Source organism: Anabaena sp. UHCC 0451 (assembly GCF_034931405.1).
GTDB lineage: Bacteria > Cyanobacteriota > Cyanobacteriia > Cyanobacteriales > Nostocaceae > RDYJ01.
In genome coordinates, this window is sequence record NZ_JAYGHA010000056.1 from 1 (window position 1) to 18,481 (window position 18,481).

Sequence of the window (18,481 nt, forward strand, 5' to 3'; positions counted from 1 at the left end):
AGCATTAACTAAACCCAAAAAAGATGATGTATTATTCAGTATAATTGGTACTATAGGTGAGCCATACTTGATGCAAAGTCAAGATATTTTTGGTTTATCTAGTAGCGTTTCAATATTAAGACCAAATCAAGCTGTAATTTTTCCAAAATATCTTTATTATTGGATTCAAGGCTTTATTTTTCAAGATTCTTTATATGGTATTAAAGGTGGTGTTGCTCAAAGTTATGTTAGCTTAGAAATGATTATATCACTACCTCTAAATTATCCCCCCCTTCCCACACAACAAAAAATCGCCGCTATCCTCTCCAACTACGACGACTTAATCGAAAACAACACAAGACGCATCAAGATATTAGAAGAAATGGCGCAAACTCTCTACCATGAGTGGTTTGTAAAGTTCCGTTTTCCTGGTCATGAACAGGTAAACATGGTTGAGTCTGATTTAGGTTTAATTCCTGAAGGTTGGGAAGTTAAAAACTTGGGAAATATCGTTATAGATATAATTGATTACAGAGGAAAAACGCCAAAAAAACTTGGTGGAGATTGGTCAGAGTCAGGTATAACAGCTATTTCTGCTCTTAATGTTAAAGCTGGCAAACTTATTAATTTAGAAAAATCTAAGTTTATTAGTGAGGATTTATATAAAAAATGGATGAAGTCAGAATTAAAGCAGGGAGATATATTAATGACTTCAGAAGCTCCATTAGGAGAATTATACTTTTTAGTAAGAGAACAAAAATTCTGTTTAAGTCAAAGGCTATATAGTATCAGAGCAAATCATGAGTTAATTAAACCTGAAATACTGTATTTTGCACTTAGCTCACCATTAATTCAAGGAGAGATTATTGCTCGTCAAAGTGGTACAACAGTTTTAGGAATTAGACAGACAGAATTAAGAAAAGTACCTATTGTTATTCCTCCAATTCAACTACAAATTAATGGTGCATACAAACTAGAACAATTCCTGAAAGCAATAGATGTATTGCAGCAAAAAAATAAAAACCTCCAAAAAACCCGTGACTTACTCCTACCCAAACTCATATCAGGAGAAATAGACGTAGAGAACCTAGAAATAGACACAGGAAACATAGCAGCATAAGAAAACATGAAAATTCCAGATAATGCAATAATTCCACCAGAAAAACTTACCAACTATTTGTTAGTTCCGCGCACCAAAGACGATAAATCAAAATTTTTAGCTCAAGCAGGGTTTACACAAGATAACCCAGAAAAATTATTAACAGCTATTCGCCAACTTGTCACTAATAACGAAGCAATAATAGATAATGTCAACGAATATGGAACATTTTACACCGTTACAGGCTACCTTGAAGGTATCAACACCATTAACTTAGCAGTAGTTACAGTTTGGTTACAATCAAATTATGATGGCAGCTTTCGTTTTATCACCCTCAAACCAAAAAAGGATTAATCATAATGAAACTTGAACTATATCAATATATTGCTCTCAGTCGTGACTTACCAGAATATAACCTCAAAAAAGGTGATGTTGCTATGCTAATTGATGATGTTACACATCCTCAAGGTGGGGAAAATGGCTATATATTAGAAGTATTTAATGCTGCTGGTGACTCCATAGCGGTTTTAACAGTTCCCATATCAGCAGTGGAAAAAATGCCCAGTAATGCAGTATTAGCTGTACGGACTTTAGCCACAACATAAAAAATGTGGAGAGAATAATAAAAATAAATACCCCTAATTTTCCCATAAAAATTGTCAAATTTTCACCGATAAAAAAGTAATATTCACATCATAAAACGCCCGGTTTTGCATCATTACCCGCCGGGGAATTAATTCCCCGTCTAATAGCGAAAGTCGGTTAAAACCGACTAAAAAACAGCGTTAATTATCATTGATTATTGTGATTAAATCCTGTAAATCCTTAAATCCTAGAAATCCTGATTCAGACAAAAAATTAAATCCTTAAATCCTGGAAATCCTGATTCAGACAATTAAATTGTAGTTGAATTGACGCAGAAAACCCAAGATGAATTAGTTTTTTATCTATATATTTGATTTTAACTACAGAGGAAAATAAGCGTTGAGAAAATCTACTGGTGTCAATATTAATATTCCCGCAAATTCTTTTAAAGTTAATAAATCTAGGTCTCCAGTAATTAACACTTCCGCATTAGCTGATAAAGCAGCAGCAATAATTTTATTATCTTTAGCATCTCGCAATTCAGGTATATCAATATAAGTATCAGGACAAAAAGTTATTATATCTCTCGTAGCATCAATTATATCTGCCAAAGTTAAACCTAATGATGTAATTTTATTAGCAAATTTAGCACGATTTAATGTAGTTTCAAATTCTAAAAATAAATCATCAGAAGCAAAAATTGTGATTTGTTGATTTTGTGCTAGTTGTAAAATTTTCCTTGGTGTTCCTTTCCATAACAAAGCCGAAATCCAAACATTAACATCAACCACTACCTTCATTTATTCCCCCACAATTCTTTTCTAACATCTTTAACAATTGCACTAATTTCTTCTAAAGAAGGTGCTTCTGTATCATCTTCAGATTCATCAATATGTTGAAATAATTCATCTAAACTTAATTTATTTGATTTTTTAGTAAATTTAAGCTCATTTTCTGTGATCAAAATTTCATATTCAGTCAAAGGTTGTAGTTGTGCTAAAATTTCCGCAGGAATTTCTAATTTTCGATCTGGAGTAACTTTAGCAATTAATTTATTCTGCATATTATTTACCATATTTTACAGTTTGTTTGATTTTATCATATAAATGATAAGTAGGTGGGCGTTAAAAATTGTCGTTGGGGCAAGGGAACAGGGAACAGGGAACAGGGAACAGGAAGAGACTTTTGGGCGATTTTACTTTTCTTCACATACCTTTAAATTTTTCTGTTCACCTACTTAGCTTGTTTCATGATTAATAAGTGTAAAACCTCAAATTAAATCCTGAAAATCCTCAAATCCTGTAAATCCTGATTCAGACAACAAAAAAATAGTGCATAATAAATACATAACCCTGTGTAAATACACCATCATTTATGCGCTATCCTCACCCCGACTCAGAACAAGCATTAGAAAACGCTACCATTAAACTATTTTCACAATTAGGCTGGAATACCGCCAACTGCTACAATGAAGAATTAGGGACAAATGGCACATTAGGGAGAATAACCAGAGATGAAGTAGTGTTACTTCCTAAACTCCATACATCCCTAACTAAACTTAACCCAGACTTACCAAAAGAAGCGGTAGAACTCGCAATAGAAGAACTTACCCGCAGTCGTAATACTTTAAGTTTAGAAAACGCTAATAAAGAAATTTATCAACTATTAAAAACTGGCATAAAAGTTAGTTTCAAAGATGATAGTGATGAAGAACAAATAGAAACAGTTAAAATTATAGATTGGGCAAATCTCAATAATAATGATTTCTTTCTAGCTTCTCAATTCTGGGTGACAGGAGAAATATATACTAGACGTGCTGACTTAATAGGGTTTGTAAATGGTATACCTTTAGTATTTATTGAACTAAAAGCCCATCATAAACGTTTAGAATTAGCATATAAAAACAATCTCCAAGATTATAAACAAACAATACCTCAGCTTTTCTGGTATAACGCCTTCATTATCCTTTCTAACGGTAGTAAAAGCCGCATCGGTAGTTTAACAGCATCCTGGGAACACTACAGCGAATGGAAAAAAATCAATAGTGAAGGTGAAGAAGGCATAATTTCCCTAGACACAATTATTAGAGGAACTTGTGATAAAACAAAGTTGTTAGATTTAATAGAAAACTTTATCTTTTTCTACACTGCTAAAGGTTCATTAGTGAAAATAGTAGCTAAAAATCACCAGTTTTTAGGCGTTAATAGTGCCATAGAGGGAGTTAAAAACATTGAAAATAATCAAGGTAAATTAGGTGTTTTTTGGCATACCCAAGGCAGCGGTAAAAGCTATTCTATGGTGTTCTTTTCTCAAAAGATACTCCGTAAAATAATAGGAAACTGGACATTTTTAATTATCACAGATAGAGAAGACTTAGACCAGCAAATTTATAAAAACTTTGCTTTTGCAGGAGTAGTCACAGAACCCGAAAAAGAAGTAAGAGCAAAAAACGCTGAACATTTAAAACAGTTACTCAAAGAAGACCATCGTTATATATTTACATTAATTCAAAAGTTCCGCATTGATAAAGGTCAAGAATACCCAGAATTATCAGACCGTAACGACATTATTGTAATAGCTGATGAAGCTCACCGTAGCCAATATGATACATTTGCTTTAAACATGAGAAAAGCTTTACCAAATGCTGCATTTATTGGCTTTACAGGTACACCATTAATGGCAGGAGAAGAAAGAACTAGAGAGGTATTTGGAGAATATATTAGTATTTATAACTTCCGTCAATCAATAGAAGATAACGCTACAGTACCTTTATTTTATGAAAATAGAATACCTGAACTGCAATTAACCAATGATGACTTAAACGAAGATGTTTATCGCATCATTGATAATGTCATGTTAGATGAAGAAGAAGAAAGAAATTTAGAAAGACAATGTACTAGAGAATATCAAATCATTACCAGAGATGACCGTTTAGAAGTGATAGCTGCTGACATAGTTACTCACTTTTTAAATAGAGGTTATCAAGGTAAAGCAATGGTAATTTCCATTGATAGATTTACCACTGTCAGAATGTATAACAAAGTCCAGCACTATTGGCAAGAACATTTAACAAAATTAAAAACAGAATTAGCTACAGTTAATATTAGTGAATTTGAACAAAAGAAACTATCTAAACAAATTCGCTACATGGAAGAAACAGACATGGCTGTAATAGTTTCTCAATCTCAAGGTGAAGTAGAAGCTTTCCAGAAAAAACAGTTAGATATTACTCCTCATCGTCAAAGAATGGTGAAAGAGTCACCAGCATTAGATGAAAAATTTAAAGATGATAATAACCCATTAAGAATAGTGTTTGTCTGTGCAATGTGGATAACTGGTTTTGATGTTCCTAGCTGTTCCACCATCTATTTAGATAAACCAATGTACAACCATACTTTAATGCAAACTATAGCTAGAGCTAACCGTGTATTTAAAAATAAAAATAATGGGTTAATAGTTGACTATATAGGTGTATTTAAAGACTTACAAAAAGCATTATCTATTTATGGTTCTGCTTCTGGTGGTGGAGTTAGAGAAGGAGATATACCAGTTAAAAATAAATCTGCTTTATTAGGACAATTGAGAGAAGCAATAACCGAAGCATTAGTATTTTGTCAAGATAAAGGAATTGATGTTAAACAGTTAGAAAATACTCAAGAGGCTTTTTTAAGAACTAAGTGCTGGGATGATGCGGTAGAAGCAATTTTAGTCAATGATGATGCTAAACGCAATTACTTTTCTATGGTGAATAATGTCACGAAATTATATAAGGCAATTTTACCTGATATAGTTGCTGGTGAATTTACCACAATTCAAGGATTATTAAACAAATTAGCTAATAAAATTCGTTTAGAAGTTCCAGATATAGATATATCTAAGGTTGTAGAACAGGTAGAAGAATTACTAGATGATTCTATTACTGCTGGTAAATTTATCATCTCTAATAATTCCAGTCAATTGATAAACTTAAATGACTTAGACTTTGAAGCATTAAAAGCACAGTTTAACACAGGTTATCAGCGTACAGTAGCAGAAAAACTTAAAGGTAATATTAACAGTAAAGTACAAAAGATGGTGCAGTTAAATAGAACCAGAATTAATTATTTAGATAAATTCCAGAAAATGATAGATGATTATAATGCTGGTTCTAGAAATGTGGAATGGTTCTTTAATGAATTGATTAACTTTGCTCAAGAATTAAAACAAGAAGATAAAAGAGCAATTAGGAATAATTTAACTGAGGAAGAATTAGCGATTTTTGATTTATTAACTAAACCAGAAATTAAACTAACTAAAGAAGAAGAATTAGAGGTAAAACAAGTAGCTAGAGAATTATTAGCGACGTTAAAACGAGAGAAGCTAGTTCTAGACTGGAGAAAACGCCAACAAACTAGAGCAGGTGTAGAAGTAGCTATTAAAGATATCTTAGACAAATTACCTCAAAGTTACTCAATAGAAGTTTATGAGAAAAAATGTCTGGAGGTTTATCAGCACATTTACGAGAATTATTCAGAACGAGATATTAGTATTTATCAAATATTCGATGAAGTCTAATATCTTTATCCTGTTATGTCAGTATAGAAACTTTGAAGGCAGCGGTGCATAGTGATAAATACAATAAACAAATAGCTCATTATTATGATTCTACAAGTTTTAAATCACATCTCGCAAGACACTGCGGGTGTTTTGCCAAGTCCATAAACCAATCGCTGCCACACTGATACTCATTCCACATAGAACTATGGATAAACCAAAAGCGTTAACTAGCTTGGTGGTAATTAGCAAAGGAACAGAAAGCGCAATGTTAACCGCGTGATTTTGAAAGCCAAATACTTTGCCGTGCATTGCCGGGGGGGTATACTGCTGAATCAAGGTTTGCATTGGTACGTTAATTAGTGCTGCTCCTAATCCTAAGAACACGCAAAGTCCGAGAACTAGCAAGAGATTATTAATAATAATAAACATTATCAGTGCTACTGCCATAAACATAAAACCAATCAAAGGCAGGGGCTTACGATGTAATTTATGGCCAAAGTGTCCGAGAATTCCTGCACCTAAAACCATTCCCACACCAGCAGCTGCAACAAAAAAGCTAAAATCAGTTTGCTCTAAATTCAGTTTGGCCGCTAATCTAATCGCTAATTCTAGTAAGGCGGCAAATACGCAATACAAAGCGACAATTTGGATCATGGCATTCCAGATCAGGCGATTTTGCTTCAAATACTGCCAACCTTGTAAAAATTCAGTGAGGGGATTAACTACCGAGGTTTGTCTATGTTCTTTAAACCGAATCGGTAACATGATCACCGCAGAAGCAAGGTATAAACCACCTACTAACAGTTCTTTGCCAAATTCAAGGCTGAGATATTCAGCCCAGTGCAGAATTGGTGTTCCCACTGCATAGCCAACAATTAATGCTGTCATCATCGTGCTACTAAATAAGGCATTGGCCGCCATCAAATTCTCTCGTTTCACCATCAGGGGAATAGTGGCTTGTTCCGCTGGGGCAAAAAACTGTGTGACGGTGGAAATACCAAAATTCAATGCTAACAATACCCCCAACTGTCTGGGCAAAAACGGTATACTCAGTGTTAAAAATCCACGTACAAAATCAGAACCAACCATGATTAGCTTTTTTGGCATCCGGTCAACAATGACACCACCCGCAGAGCCAAAAAAAATGGCTGGTAGTGTAAATGCCATGTATAAATAAAAGCGTCCTGTGCCTTCTGATAAATTAGCAGGTAAGTATTTTTGTCCTAGCAAATCAATCATTAAGATCAGTAAAACCTTATCTGCCAACTGGGAAATCAGTTGTCCAATCCATAGGAGCATAAAATTGCGGTTTTTTAGCAGTGTGCCAAAACCACTATTAACAGCAGTCGGTTCAGTGGGAAACATTTAGATAATTGGGGATTGAGGATGAGGGATTGGGGATTGGGGATTGGGGATTGGGGATTGGGGGTTGGGGGTTGGGGATTGGGGATTGGGGATCAGGAATCAGGGATTGGGGATCAGGAATCAGGGATTGGGGATTGGGGATCAGGAATCAGGGATCAGGAATCAGGGATTGGGAAAAACTTTTAACCAGTCCCCAGTCCCCAGTCCCCAGTCCCCATTCCCCAGTTGCCAGTTGCCAGCACCTTTTTATTCATAGCGTTTCAACAACAAATGTAAAAATTCAGCAGCATTTAGGGAATTTTGGGGACGGGACAACCCAATTGATGGATCTGTCCAATGACCTTTGACCTTTTGAGGCGATCGCCACATTGATAAATGGTCTACTGCGGGGTCGGCATAAAAATTATCTTCCCCACTACCTAAAATAGCAGAACTCCAATGGCTAAAATAGTCATGACTGAGGCGATGAATGGGAAAATTACCCCATAATGGGACTCCCCAACCATCTATAGCAATCAAGGCTTTGACATTACCACCCAAGAGTTGCCATTTGATCGCAGCACCTATTGCCCCAACGACACCAGCACTAAAGCCAATGAATATAACAGGCGATTCTAGCTTATTACCCAAGCGATCGCCTTCGGCGCAGCGTAGCTGTTCGCGTAAAAACAGCACAATATGAAAGGCTGATAAAGCTAAAACATCTTCTCCCGGAAAAACCAGTATATTGAACAACTTATCATCATATTTCTCAACATTTGAGGATAACAACTCTTTAACAAAGCTTTTTGTTAATTCTACTTCATGGATGCCAGGGCAAATAATGATGTTCATTAGCTTTTTTGGTGGAATATAAGAGGAAATAGCAGTTCAAAAGTTAATTTTTATTTTTAATTTGTAATTTTTAGTTGTGAGATATATATTTTTATGTTTACATTTATCCTATCCCCCAGGAAGGGATAATAATTAACGAGTAAGGGAATGATAAAATTATTCCCTGTTGATTGAGAATCTCTCCTTTTTTGTTATATCGAGGAAATTATTGTGGTTGCAACTCCAGAAAAACTGCAACATACTCACGAGCATCTACCCAACCAAGACCGCGTAGCAGTATTGCTCATGGGCTACGGTGAAGTCGAAAGCTATGAAGATTTTGCTAATTATAATGAACAAGCTTTAAATCTACTTACCGCTAAATTCGCACCAGTACCCACTTGGATATATCCCCCCCTTGCCAAGTTATTGGCGTTATTTGACCGCCATGAATGGGGACACACACACCATGATTTCATCTCTCCCCATAATGCAATCTTTGAACGGCAACGAGCAGGGATTGAACACGAATTACAACATAAATGGGGTGGTGGTGTTCAAGTATTCAAGGCTTTTAACTTTTGCGCTCCTTTTTTGCCTAATCAGGTTTTAGCAGAAATTAAGCAGCAAGGCTTTAGCAAAATACTAATTTACCCGCTTTTGGTTGTAGATTCCATTTTTACCAGTGGTATTGCCATTGAGCAAGTTAATAATGCTCTGGTTGAATTAGCTGATGGTGATGAACACTGGGTGAAAGCACAGCGATATATTCCTTCTTTCTACAATGAACCAGAATATATCAATTTAATGGCGCAGTTGGTAGAAGAAAAAATTAATACTGATTTATCAGCAGCTTATTTACCTTCCCAAATTGGTATTGTGTTGATGAATCACGGTTGTCCTCACAAAGCTAAAGGCTTTACATCAGGAATTGATGAAAGTCAAGCACTTTACGAATTAGTGAGAGAAAAATTAATCAATCGTTATCCTTTGATTTCTGTGGGTTGGTTAAATCACGACACACCACTGATTGACTGGACACAGCCAAATGCTACCCAAGCAGCCCAAAATCTCATTCAATTGGGTGCAAAAGTTTTGTTATTTATGCCAATTGGTTTTGCCACAGAAAACCACGAAACACTGTTAGATGTTCATCACATCATTCATGATTTAGAAAAACAGTATTCTGGTGTGGATTATTTACAAATGGCTTGTGTAAATGACCATCCCCAATTTATGGATATGGCTGCTGAATGGGCAAATGCTCATATTGCCGAGTTGATGCAAGCAGAAGGTCAGGAAGTTAATAGAGAGTTAGCGATAACTCATCATCATCATCACCATTAATTAGGTGATTGGGGACAGGTGATAGGTGACAGGTGACAGGTGACAGGTGACAGATAAAGAATCACTTCTTGTCTGTTGCCTTTTACTTTGGTGATTTGAACTAGAAATTATTGGCTAGTAGTTGTCGTGACAAATTGTAGTTACAATAAAGTAAAGATAGTTTTTATTGGGTGATGGAGTTTGAATGGGATGAAGCCAAGCGTCTTGCAAACATTCGCAAGCATGGCATTGATTTTATCGACGTTTCAGCCGTGTTTGATGGAGATACAGTAACGATAGAGGATGACCGCTACGAGTACGGAGAGCAACGTTTTGTTACGTTTGGTATATTACAAGGACGAGTAATTGCTGTTGTCCACACAGAACGAAGTGATTGCACACGAATTATTTCCGCACGAAAGGCAACCAAGTATGAACAACGAACATATTTCGAGCAAATCTCAAACTGATTGGCAACGTTTAGATGCAATGACTGACGAAGATATTGACTTGTCAGACTGCCCAGAAATTACACCTGAATTATTTGCTAAAGCAGTAGTGAAAAAGGGTTTACCTATCGCTAAAAACAAAGCTCAAGTAACATTACGTATTGATAGCGATGTCTTGGAGTGGTTTAAGTCCCAAGGACGGGGTTATCAAACTCAAATCAATGCTTTACTAAGAGCCTATATGGAGGCTCACGAGTAAATTTCTATGTCTATTTTTCCTCTTTTTGTGTTGGATTTAACTGAAGTTTGGAGTTGAGAATATAAGGAGAATTTATGACTATTGATATAGAAATTTTTCAAACACTTATCAAAATGCCGGAGTCTCTAAAAAAAGAGATATTGCATTATGCAGAATATCTACTTGAAAAACACGCAAAGACAGAATCTTCTCAAGAACAAATTGATCAAACTCATGGTTATGGTAGTTGGGCTGGTCAAATCATTATGTCGGATGATTTTGATGAACCTTTGGAAGATATGAAGGAATATATGTAAAATGGCAGCACTTTTAGATACTCATGCTTTTCTTTGGTATTTACTTGGTGATTCCAAGTTAGGTATTAAAGCGAAAGAAGTGATTGACAGTAAAACAGATTTGTATTTTAGTATTGCCAGCCTTTGGGAAATATCTATTAAAATCAATCTTGGTAAATTGCAACTCAATCGGTCATTTCAAGATTTGTCGCAAGAATTGCAATATATTAACGCTCAACTCTTACCGATTACTTTTAAAGATACTGAAGTTTATCTTACTCTTCCATTGAATCACCGAGATCCTTTTGATCGGATTTTGGTGGCACAAGCAATAAATCATTCTTTAGTTTTAGTGAGTCGTGATGTGGCTTTTGATGCCTATTCTGTTCAGCGTTTGTGGTTATAAATAAAATAGAAGAAACTAAATTATTCTAAAACTTTACGCCATGAGGCATGAATACGAGATTTACCTGGAATGAGTTCTATTTTACCTTTTTTTCGCAGTCTATAAAAGATATTTTTCACTGTATCTGATTTAACTCCAATCAGTTTTCTAGCTTCATAGTTGGTTATTTCTGTATGTGTCTCAAGATAGTCCATGACTAATTGCTCGTACTTTGGATATTGATCATATATTGAGTTTATATTTTCTGTATCTGCATCCTTATTTCCAACTTTACGCCAAGCTGCGTTACTTTTTGCTCTTCCAGGAACAGGTTCAATTTGTCTTCTATCTCTTAATCTGTTAAATGCCGCTTTGATAGTACCTTCTGAACGAATTCCAGTCATCTTTCGAGCAGTTTTATTAGTAATTTCTGTGTTGGTTTCTAAATATGACATAATATCGGCTTCTATAGAAGCTAGAGGTTCATGTTTAATGTGTACAGAAACAGAGTTTTGATTTTCAAATATTTCAGGAGGTTTTAGTCTTAATCTAGTCATTGCATCGAAAGCAGTATTCAAACCTTCTCCAACATCCTTATTAGGTGGATTAGGAAATTTATTTATAATACGGACAATAGCTCCATTCCTAGCATATTGCTCTTTAAGAATGTTGTTTACTGTAATGTGACCAGGAAGTTTTCCTGGATTCTCAATTTCTATTCTATTGTCAAAAATACGAATGTGAGTATCAGATGCTATACTGTAATCTCTATGCAACAGAGCATTTGTTACGATTTCGTGTATAGCTTCTGGTGGATATGTTATTGCTTGTAATCCTTGATCTCCTACCTTGGGGATTTCTTCAACAATTTTGGTAGTTTGATTTACTGCTTCCTGAATTTGATTATATAGACAACCTTCAATAGTCATTGGATCAAAAGCTAAAGTTTCTCTTGTTCCTTCTGCATCTTTTGTTTTGTATCTATAAATTTTTACTCCACAACGCTTAGGTAAAATGGCTTGAGGTTCATCAGCAAAAAGTAGAATACTTGCTATGGTTAGTTGATTCCTCTGAATTAGCTGCTGTTTTTTCAACCACAATTCTGCACCTGTAGTTGGAACAACCTCTTGAATGAATTGGGAAATTACCTCTGAAGTTGTGATTATTTCTATATCTGTATCAATAGTTTGTCTCTCGAATGATTTAATACCTTTATCAAGTTTCAATCTTTCTAAGGCTTTATCATCTTTAACAGGTAAACTGCTTGCACCACGGCGTAAATATGGAATATTATCAGAAGCATATACTATTTCTCGTGACTTAAAAATTATTACTTGTAAAACTAAACCAGGATAACTGTCAGAACAAATAAATGTATATGAATAATCATCTCCCAGTGGGAAAAGTTGTTCAAAAATTTGTAAATGTCCATTAGCAGCTTCTTGATCAGTAAAACCACGCCAATTTCTAATTTTTTCACCATTTACTTCACTTTCACTTTCATCAATTCCAATAAAAAGCTCTCCACCATCAGCGTTAGCAAATGCAGAAATAGATTTACATAATTTATTGGGTTTAACCTCTATGGCTTTGAGATCAATAAAGTGTCCTTCTTCACATTTTAGTATTTTATTTACTTCATCAGCGGTGATTGTAATTACTTCTATTGCCATATTTGTTAAAGTTTATATATTCTGATGTGTATATTTATTATACTAGCGATTTAATTAGCAAAGCTATTAACTACTTAGCTGTATCTGATACCTCAAATTAGTTAATAGCTCCCTATTTCTAATTAACTCCGCGCAATTTCCGTGTATTATCTACCAAGCTTTGAGCAAACTGATCCAACCGTTGAGATAATTTTTCATCCAGCAACTTACCTTCAGGACTAAACGCACTGTAAGCTTGTCCAATAGCAATTTGTTCGGGAATTACCCAACCATGTACCCATCTCAAAATAACTCGTAAATCATTAAGAGCATTACTATTTACTTGTCCACCTAAAATACTAATCAAACCAGCAACTTTCCCAGACAGTTGATCAAAAGTCATTAAATCTAAAGTATTTTTGATAACACCGCTCACACTACCATGATATTCAGGTGTGGCTAAAATTAAGCCGTCAGCATTAGCAACAGTATCGCGCAACCGTTTTACATCTGGATATTCTGGATATTCTTTAGCACCAGTACAAAAAGGTAATTGCATTTGTCGTAAATCAAGAATTTCTACCTCTGCACCTAAAGCTGCTACTCGTTGCGCTGCTACTTGTAACCCTAGCTGGGTATAGGAACCTGATCTTAAACTACCAGCAATACCAACAATTTTTACCATGATTCACCCACAAAACTAAAATTATTAAAAAGCGGAGTCATTACGATTATGGTTATTTTAACGATGAATTTTGTTTTATGTCAAATTCCATCGGGGTGAATAAAAAGCAGAAAGCAGGAAATAATAAGATATAAGCCGTCGCGTTTTCCTTTAATTATCATCTTTCCTAATTGTCAATCACCAATTCCTCATAGGTCGAAGTTAAACTAGATTAGAAAACTGTAATTTCCAGTTATTGCTATTTCAGTCAGAAGAATAGGCATAAAACCAAAAATCAGCTTATGCCAAAACAAAAAGGGTAAATATTATGACAAATGTTGGTAAAAAGGCATTGAAACAAAAGCGTCCCAGAAAAAGTGGTGTTTTGACTGGGGCATTAGCGGCTACTATGATTATGCTGCCAGGAATTTTTGGGAGTAATTCCGTTTTGGCGCAAAAAGTAGAACGCAATACTTTATCTTACGGAGAATTGCTGCAAAAAACAGAGCAAGGGGAAGTGAGAAAAGTAGAACTCGATGAAACCGAACAAATAGCTAAAGTTTATCTAGCGGATCAAAAGCCAGATACACCACCCATACCAGTCAGACTTTTAGATCAAAATACTGAGTTAATTAATAAACTCAAAGAAAAAAATGTTGAGTTTGGTCAAGTTTCCTCTGCTAACAGTAGAGCAGCGGTAGGGCTATTAATCAACCTGATGTGGATTTTACCACTGGTAGCTTTAATGCTGTTGTTCCTACGGCGTTCTAGCAATGCTTCTAACCAAGCCATGAATTTTGGTAAATCTCGCGCTCGCTTTCAAATGGAAGCGAAAACGGGAGTAAAATTTGATGATGTGGCGGGAATTGAAGAAGCTAAGGAAGAATTACAGGAAGTTGTTACTTTTTTGAAACAACCGGAAAAATTTACGGCAGTGGGTGCAAAAATTCCTAAAGGTGTATTGTTAATTGGACCCCCTGGTACTGGTAAAACTTTACTAGCAAAAGCGATCGCTGGGGAAGCTGCTGTACCATTCTTTAGTATTTCCGGTTCTGAATTTGTGGAAATGTTCGTGGGTGTGGGTGCTTCCCGTGTCCGCGACTTGTTTAAAAAAGCTAAAGATAACGCTCCTTGCATCATCTTTATTGATGAAATTGATGCAGTTGGTAGACAACGGGGTGCAGGTATCGGTGGTGGTAACGATGAAAGAGAGCAAACCTTAAACCAACTATTAACAGAAATGGATGGTTTTGAAGGTAACACAGGCATCATTATTATTGCAGCTACTAACCGTCCTGATGTTTTAGATTCTGCCTTGTTGCGTCCTGGTCGCTTTGATAGACAAGTAATGGTGGATGCACCAGACTTAAAAGGACGCTTGGAAATATTGCAAGTTCATGCGCGGAATAAGAAATTAGATCCTAACGTTTCCTTAGATGCGATCGCACGTAGAACTCCTGGCTTTACCGGTGCAGACTTAGCTAACCTCCTCAACGAAGCAGCCATTCTCACCGCCAGAAGACGCAAAGAAGCAATTACCATCCTAGAGATTGATGATGCAGTAGATCGGGTAGTTGCGGGGATGGAAGGTGCAGCTTTAGTAGATAGCAAAAACAAACGTTTAATTGCTTATCATGAAGTGGGACACGCTTTAATTGGTACGTTGGTTAAAGACCATGATCCGGTACAAAAAGTTACCCTCATTCCCAGAGGCCAAGCGTTAGGTTTAACTTGGTTTACACCCAATGAGGAACAGGGTTTAATTTCCCGTTCCCAAATTTTAGCGCGAATTATGGCAGCTTTAGGCGGTCGAGCGGCTGAGGAAATTGTTTTTGGTAAGCCGGAAGTAACCACAGGTGCAGGACAAGACTTGCAACAGGTCACAAGTATGGCCAGACAAATGGTAACACGGTTTGGAATGTCGGAATTAGGTCCATTGTCCTTAGAAAGTCCAAGTCAGGAAGTATTTTTGGGGCGTGACTGGGGGAATAAATCAGAGTATTCTGAAGAAATCGCTGCTAAAATTGATGCTCAAGTTAGAGAAATTGTTAGTAATTGTTACTTGAAGGTAAAAGAATTACTGCAAGAAAACCGCATGGTTTTGGAGCGTTTAGTTGATTTGTTGGCTGAACAGGAAACAATTGACGGTGATTTATTCCGTAAGATTGTTGATGAGAATAGCCAGGTTCAGGTGAGAGATGAAAAGTTAGTAGTTTCTCGTTAGGGATACAAAAACAGACTGGCAGGTGGTAATAAATAGACCTCTTGCCAATTAAAAATGAAGAAACTACAAGACTTTTAAAATTAGAAAAAACCAGTGGTATAATTTAATCAAATCATGTATTTCATTGTGTAAAATTCGCAAAATTAACTCTCAAAAGAAAGGAAATAAACCATGAAAGTATGTATCGATCCAGGACACGGTGGAACAGATCCAGGGGCTAGTGGGAAAGATCCATTCGTATTGAATGAAAAAGACGTTAACTTGTCTATTTGTTTATTTTTGAAAAAAGAACTGGAAGCAAAAGGACATACAGTATTTCTCACAAGAGATAAAGATATTGCTGTATCGTTAAGTGATAGAGCAGAATTTGCAAATCAGAAAAATGCAGACATTTTTATTAGCGTTCATTGTAATTCATTCGCCAACAACACCGCTGAAGGTATCGAAACATGGATATTCTCAGGTTCAAAGTCAGGAAAAAAACTAGCAGAACCTGTACAAAAAAGTTTGGTTGCAACTTTTTCAAATCATAAAGATAGAGGAATTAAAGAAGCAAATTTTCAAGTTTTAAGAGAAACACAGATGCCAGCTATTCTAGTAGAGTGTGAATTTATTAGTAATCCTACACAACTAAAATTTCTGTCAGATAAAGAGAATCACGAAAAAATTGCCAAAGCTATTACATTAGGTATCTAAATAGCATGACATAAACCCAAGACAAGTCAGTTTTGGAAACTGAGTCGGAAGGATAACCTTCCGGCTAATGTTAAGGGTTTCAATAATGCGCGAATAATGTATCCTAATAGCACTATTTATCACCGAATTTAAGGTAAAATTAAATATTCCTGAATTATCCGATGCCATGTTTGAGATATTGCCCTTTCGATTTGAGATAGATAAAATTGCGATCGCTGGAGCTTGTTTATGGGCTTTGGCATTATATCTAGCTTTGGCATCAACTAGGGAATGGGTGACAGAACAACTGAACAGGTGGTTTAATTTTGCCGAGCGATCGCTGTATACTAGTCAAACGGAATTTGAAAAGACACGCAAAGCCAGAGAATCGCAAAATGCTTTTTACGCCTCACTTTTTAGCATTGTGCCTTTTTTCATCTTTGGTGCATTATCTAATTGGGGTCTAGAAATCAGTTTAGGTGAGAGTTGGGGAATTAGCACCGGCATACTTGCCTGTATGGGTGCAGGAATTTATGAACTCGGACGCAGAGATGGGGAATCTTCTGATTAGACTACTACAGGTTGGTGTAAATAGGGCTTGCTGAATAAATGTAAAATTGCTGAATAAATGTAAAATCAAGATAAATCAAAAAGGTTAGAGGGTGAACAAGAGGAAACAAAGTGCAAGATTTTTGAAGGTTAGACCTGAAAAACTGTGCATTTTAGGGACCAAAAATCCAAAAATTTGGGGATGACAGATAGCTGAAACTGTTCCCTATTCCCTATTCCCTATTCCCTATTCCATATTCCCTGTTCCCTGTTCCCTGTTCCCTGCCTTAACGGAAAGACTTTTTCAGCAACCCCTAATTAAGAATAAGAAATATCAAATATTCTATGTTAAAACTACTTAAATACCTTGGTATTTGTCTCATTAGTGCCTTTTTGCTATTTGCGTGTCATGCTTCGACACCAACAGAATTAAAACGCCCTCCCTTGAAAATACCATCTGGATATTTTGTTGGGGAGTATCCAGCCATCATTGCTCAAGAAAAAGGATTCTTCAAAGCCCAAGGGGTAGATGTGGAACTAATTCATACAAAGTATATCCGATTGGAACAAGCAAATGCCAGTGCGGGTAAGTATGATGGTGTTATATCTTCTTTGGGAAGTTTTATCATCTTGAGTGCCACAGATCCAGAGATACAAGCCGTGATGGTTGTAAATGAATCAACAGGAGCAGATGTAGTAGTCGCCCAATCAGAAGTTAAAACCATTGCTGACTTGAAAGGTAAAAAGCTGGGTGCAAATATAGGCGGTTTTAGCGAAGTTTTTGTAACTGAGATGTTGAAAAAAGCTAACTTAACCACCGATGATGTGAACTTGGTGAAATTAGAGGCTTCAGACATTCCTCAACGTCTAAAAAATAATGTTATTCAAGCCGGACACACTTGGCAACCCCATCTTTCTGAAGCTATCAAATCAGGGGGACATATTTTATTTACCAGCAAACAAACCCCTGGCTTGATTTTAGATGTGATTGGCTTTCGCAAAGAGATAGTCCGCGATCGCCCCGAAGATGTTCGTGCATTTGTGCTAGGATGGCTGCAAGCAGTAAACTACTGGAAAGCAAATGTTCAAGAAGGAAACGCGATCATCAGCAAAGTGTTAAAAATTCCTAGCAATACAATCTCTCTAGAGGGATTACACCTCACTAATTTAGCAGAAAATCAAAAATTATTTGAATCTAGTAACCCTAACTCTATTTACAAAACTGCCAAGATATATGCAGACTTTTTTATTCGCTCTGGAAACGTGACGCGCCTTCCTGAGTTAAAAAGTTTGTTCAATTCTTCTTTTTTGAACCCTCCCTCCTAGTATAAAGCCATGCAGCAGACTTTTTTGGGTGGAATTCGTAGTAAGTTGATCGCCTCATTTCTAATTGTTGCTTTAATTCCGTTGCTGTTATTGGCATCTATTAACAAACAGACAACAGAAAACGCACTTACTAAAAATGCAAAACAGGCTTTATCTGCGGCGGCTAAGGAAACAACTAACAAAATAGATGCTTTTATTGATGCCAATCTCAATGCTGTGCGCGTAGAGGCAATTTTACCAGGTTTGGCACGTTACCTTAGCCTCACTCCACAACAGCGAAATGATAGCCCCGAAATGCAATTGGCAACAGAAACATTAAA

Annotated in this window: 19 protein-coding genes and 1 pseudogene; 14 read left to right on the plus strand and 6 right to left on the minus strand. The window is 36.1% G+C overall.

The window, feature by feature from the left end:
• From VB694_RS24425 to VB694_RS24435, 3 genes are all read left to right on the plus strand, one after another.
• The coding region (locus tag VB694_RS24425; RefSeq protein ID WP_323362922.1) for a restriction endonuclease subunit S at positions 1 to 1,099 on the plus strand (1,099 nt) is incomplete at its 5' end.
• A gap of 6 nt (positions 1,100 to 1,105) precedes the next feature.
• The gene (locus VB694_RS24430) at positions 1,106 to 1,432 is read left to right on the plus strand and encodes a DUF6883 domain-containing protein (RefSeq protein ID WP_323362923.1); all 327 of its coding nucleotides are present in this window, start codon (positions 1,106 to 1,108) and stop codon (positions 1,430 to 1,432) included.
• A 5-nt stretch (positions 1,433 to 1,437) separates the two neighbouring features.
• Positions 1,438 to 1,683, plus strand: coding sequence for a DUF4926 domain-containing protein (locus VB694_RS24435; protein WP_323362924.1), 246 nt, complete (start codon positions 1,438 to 1,440; stop codon positions 1,681 to 1,683).
• A 360-nt stretch (positions 1,684 to 2,043) separates the two neighbouring features.
• Here the strand turns inward: VB694_RS24435 and VB694_RS24440 are convergent, their stop codons facing one another.
• Both VB694_RS24440 and VB694_RS24445 read right to left on the minus strand, forming a co-directional pair.
• Positions 2,044 to 2,463, minus strand: a complete 420-nt coding sequence (locus VB694_RS24440) for a putative toxin-antitoxin system toxin component, PIN family (protein ID WP_323362925.1) — start codon at positions 2,461 to 2,463, stop codon at positions 2,044 to 2,046.
• On the minus strand, positions 2,460 to 2,726 hold the full coding sequence (locus VB694_RS24445; RefSeq protein WP_323362926.1) for a hypothetical protein: 267 nt from the start codon (positions 2,724 to 2,726) through the stop codon (positions 2,460 to 2,462). Before VB694_RS24445 ends, VB694_RS24440 begins: the two co-directional genes overlap by 4 nt.
• A 311-nt stretch (positions 2,727 to 3,037) precedes the next feature.
• On the opposite strand from VB694_RS24445, the gene VB694_RS24450 reads away from it, so the two are divergent.
• A complete protein-coding gene (locus VB694_RS24450) occupies positions 3,038 to 6,217 on the plus strand; it encodes a type I restriction endonuclease subunit R (protein WP_323362927.1) in 3,180 nt (1,059 codons plus the stop codon).
• A 99-nt stretch (positions 6,218 to 6,316) separates the two neighbouring features.
• On the opposite strand, the gene VB694_RS24455 is transcribed toward VB694_RS24450, so the two are convergent.
• Positions 6,317 to 7,564: an MFS transporter gene (locus VB694_RS24455; protein ID WP_323362928.1), complete on the minus strand. Its 1,248-nt coding sequence runs from the start codon at positions 7,562 to 7,564 to the stop codon at positions 6,317 to 6,319.
• Between the two features lie 246 nt (positions 7,565 to 7,810).
• On the minus strand, positions 7,811 to 8,398 hold the full coding sequence (locus VB694_RS24460) for a hypothetical protein (protein ID WP_323362929.1): 588 nt from the start codon (positions 8,396 to 8,398) through the stop codon (positions 7,811 to 7,813).
• A gap of 210 nt (positions 8,399 to 8,608) precedes the next feature.
• Here VB694_RS24460 and VB694_RS24465 point away from each other — a divergent pair, with 210 nt between their 5' ends.
• From VB694_RS24465 to VB694_RS24485, 5 genes are all read left to right on the plus strand, one after another.
• Entirely contained in the window at positions 8,609 to 9,724 is a 1,116-nt protein-coding gene (locus VB694_RS24465) for a ferrochelatase (RefSeq protein ID WP_323362930.1), read from the plus strand.
• 173 nt (positions 9,725 to 9,897) lie between these two features.
• Positions 9,898 to 10,173: a BrnT family toxin gene (locus tag VB694_RS24470; protein ID WP_323362931.1), complete on the plus strand. Its 276-nt coding sequence runs from the start codon at positions 9,898 to 9,900 to the stop codon at positions 10,171 to 10,173.
• Complete coding sequence (locus tag VB694_RS24475) at positions 10,136 to 10,411, plus strand: BrnA antitoxin family protein (RefSeq protein ID WP_323362932.1); 276 nt, start codon at positions 10,136 to 10,138, stop codon at positions 10,409 to 10,411. The genes VB694_RS24470 and VB694_RS24475 overlap by 38 nt, the downstream gene beginning before the upstream one ends.
• Positions 10,412 to 10,485: 74 nt before the next feature.
• Positions 10,486 to 10,707 (plus strand): DUF2281 domain-containing protein, encoded by a 222-nt coding sequence (locus tag VB694_RS24480; protein WP_323362933.1) that lies wholly within the window; start codon positions 10,486 to 10,488, stop codon positions 10,705 to 10,707.
• 1 nt (position 10,708) lies between these two features.
• The gene (locus VB694_RS24485; protein WP_323362934.1) at positions 10,709 to 11,092 is read left to right on the plus strand and encodes a type II toxin-antitoxin system VapC family toxin; all 384 of its coding nucleotides are present in this window, start codon (positions 10,709 to 10,711) and stop codon (positions 11,090 to 11,092) included.
• Between the two features lie 20 nt (positions 11,093 to 11,112).
• Here the strand turns inward: VB694_RS24485 and VB694_RS24490 are convergent, their stop codons facing one another.
• Positions 11,113 to 12,744 (minus strand): ATP-binding protein, encoded by a 1,632-nt coding sequence (locus VB694_RS24490; protein ID WP_323362935.1) that lies wholly within the window; start codon positions 12,742 to 12,744, stop codon positions 11,113 to 11,115.
• A gap of 118 nt (positions 12,745 to 12,862) precedes the next feature.
• Positions 12,863 to 13,408, minus strand: a complete 546-nt coding sequence (locus tag VB694_RS24495; RefSeq protein ID WP_323362936.1) for an NADPH-dependent FMN reductase — start codon at positions 13,406 to 13,408, stop codon at positions 12,863 to 12,865.
• A gap of 307 nt (positions 13,409 to 13,715) precedes the next feature.
• Between VB694_RS24495 and ftsH the strand changes: the two genes are divergently transcribed.
• The 5 genes and pseudogenes from ftsH to VB694_RS24520 form a co-directional block, all read left to right on the plus strand.
• Entirely contained in the window at positions 13,716 to 15,611 is a 1,896-nt protein-coding gene (gene ftsH / locus VB694_RS24500; RefSeq protein WP_323362937.1) for an ATP-dependent zinc metalloprotease FtsH, read from the plus strand.
• Between the two features lie 171 nt (positions 15,612 to 15,782).
• The gene (locus VB694_RS24505) at positions 15,783 to 16,307 is read left to right on the plus strand and encodes an N-acetylmuramoyl-L-alanine amidase (protein WP_323362938.1); all 525 of its coding nucleotides are present in this window, start codon (positions 15,783 to 15,785) and stop codon (positions 16,305 to 16,307) included.
• A gap of 166 nt (positions 16,308 to 16,473) precedes the next feature.
• A complete protein-coding gene (locus VB694_RS24510) occupies positions 16,474 to 16,857 on the plus strand; it encodes a hypothetical protein (RefSeq protein ID WP_323362939.1) in 384 nt (127 codons plus the stop codon).
• A 323-nt stretch (positions 16,858 to 17,180) separates the two neighbouring features.
• A complete protein-coding gene (locus VB694_RS24515; RefSeq protein ID WP_323362940.1) occupies positions 17,181 to 18,161 on the plus strand; it encodes an ABC transporter substrate-binding protein in 981 nt (326 codons plus the stop codon).
• 9 nt (positions 18,162 to 18,170) lie between these two features.
• Positions 18,171 to 18,481, plus strand: a pseudogene (locus tag VB694_RS24520) (diguanylate cyclase); the annotation flags it as partial.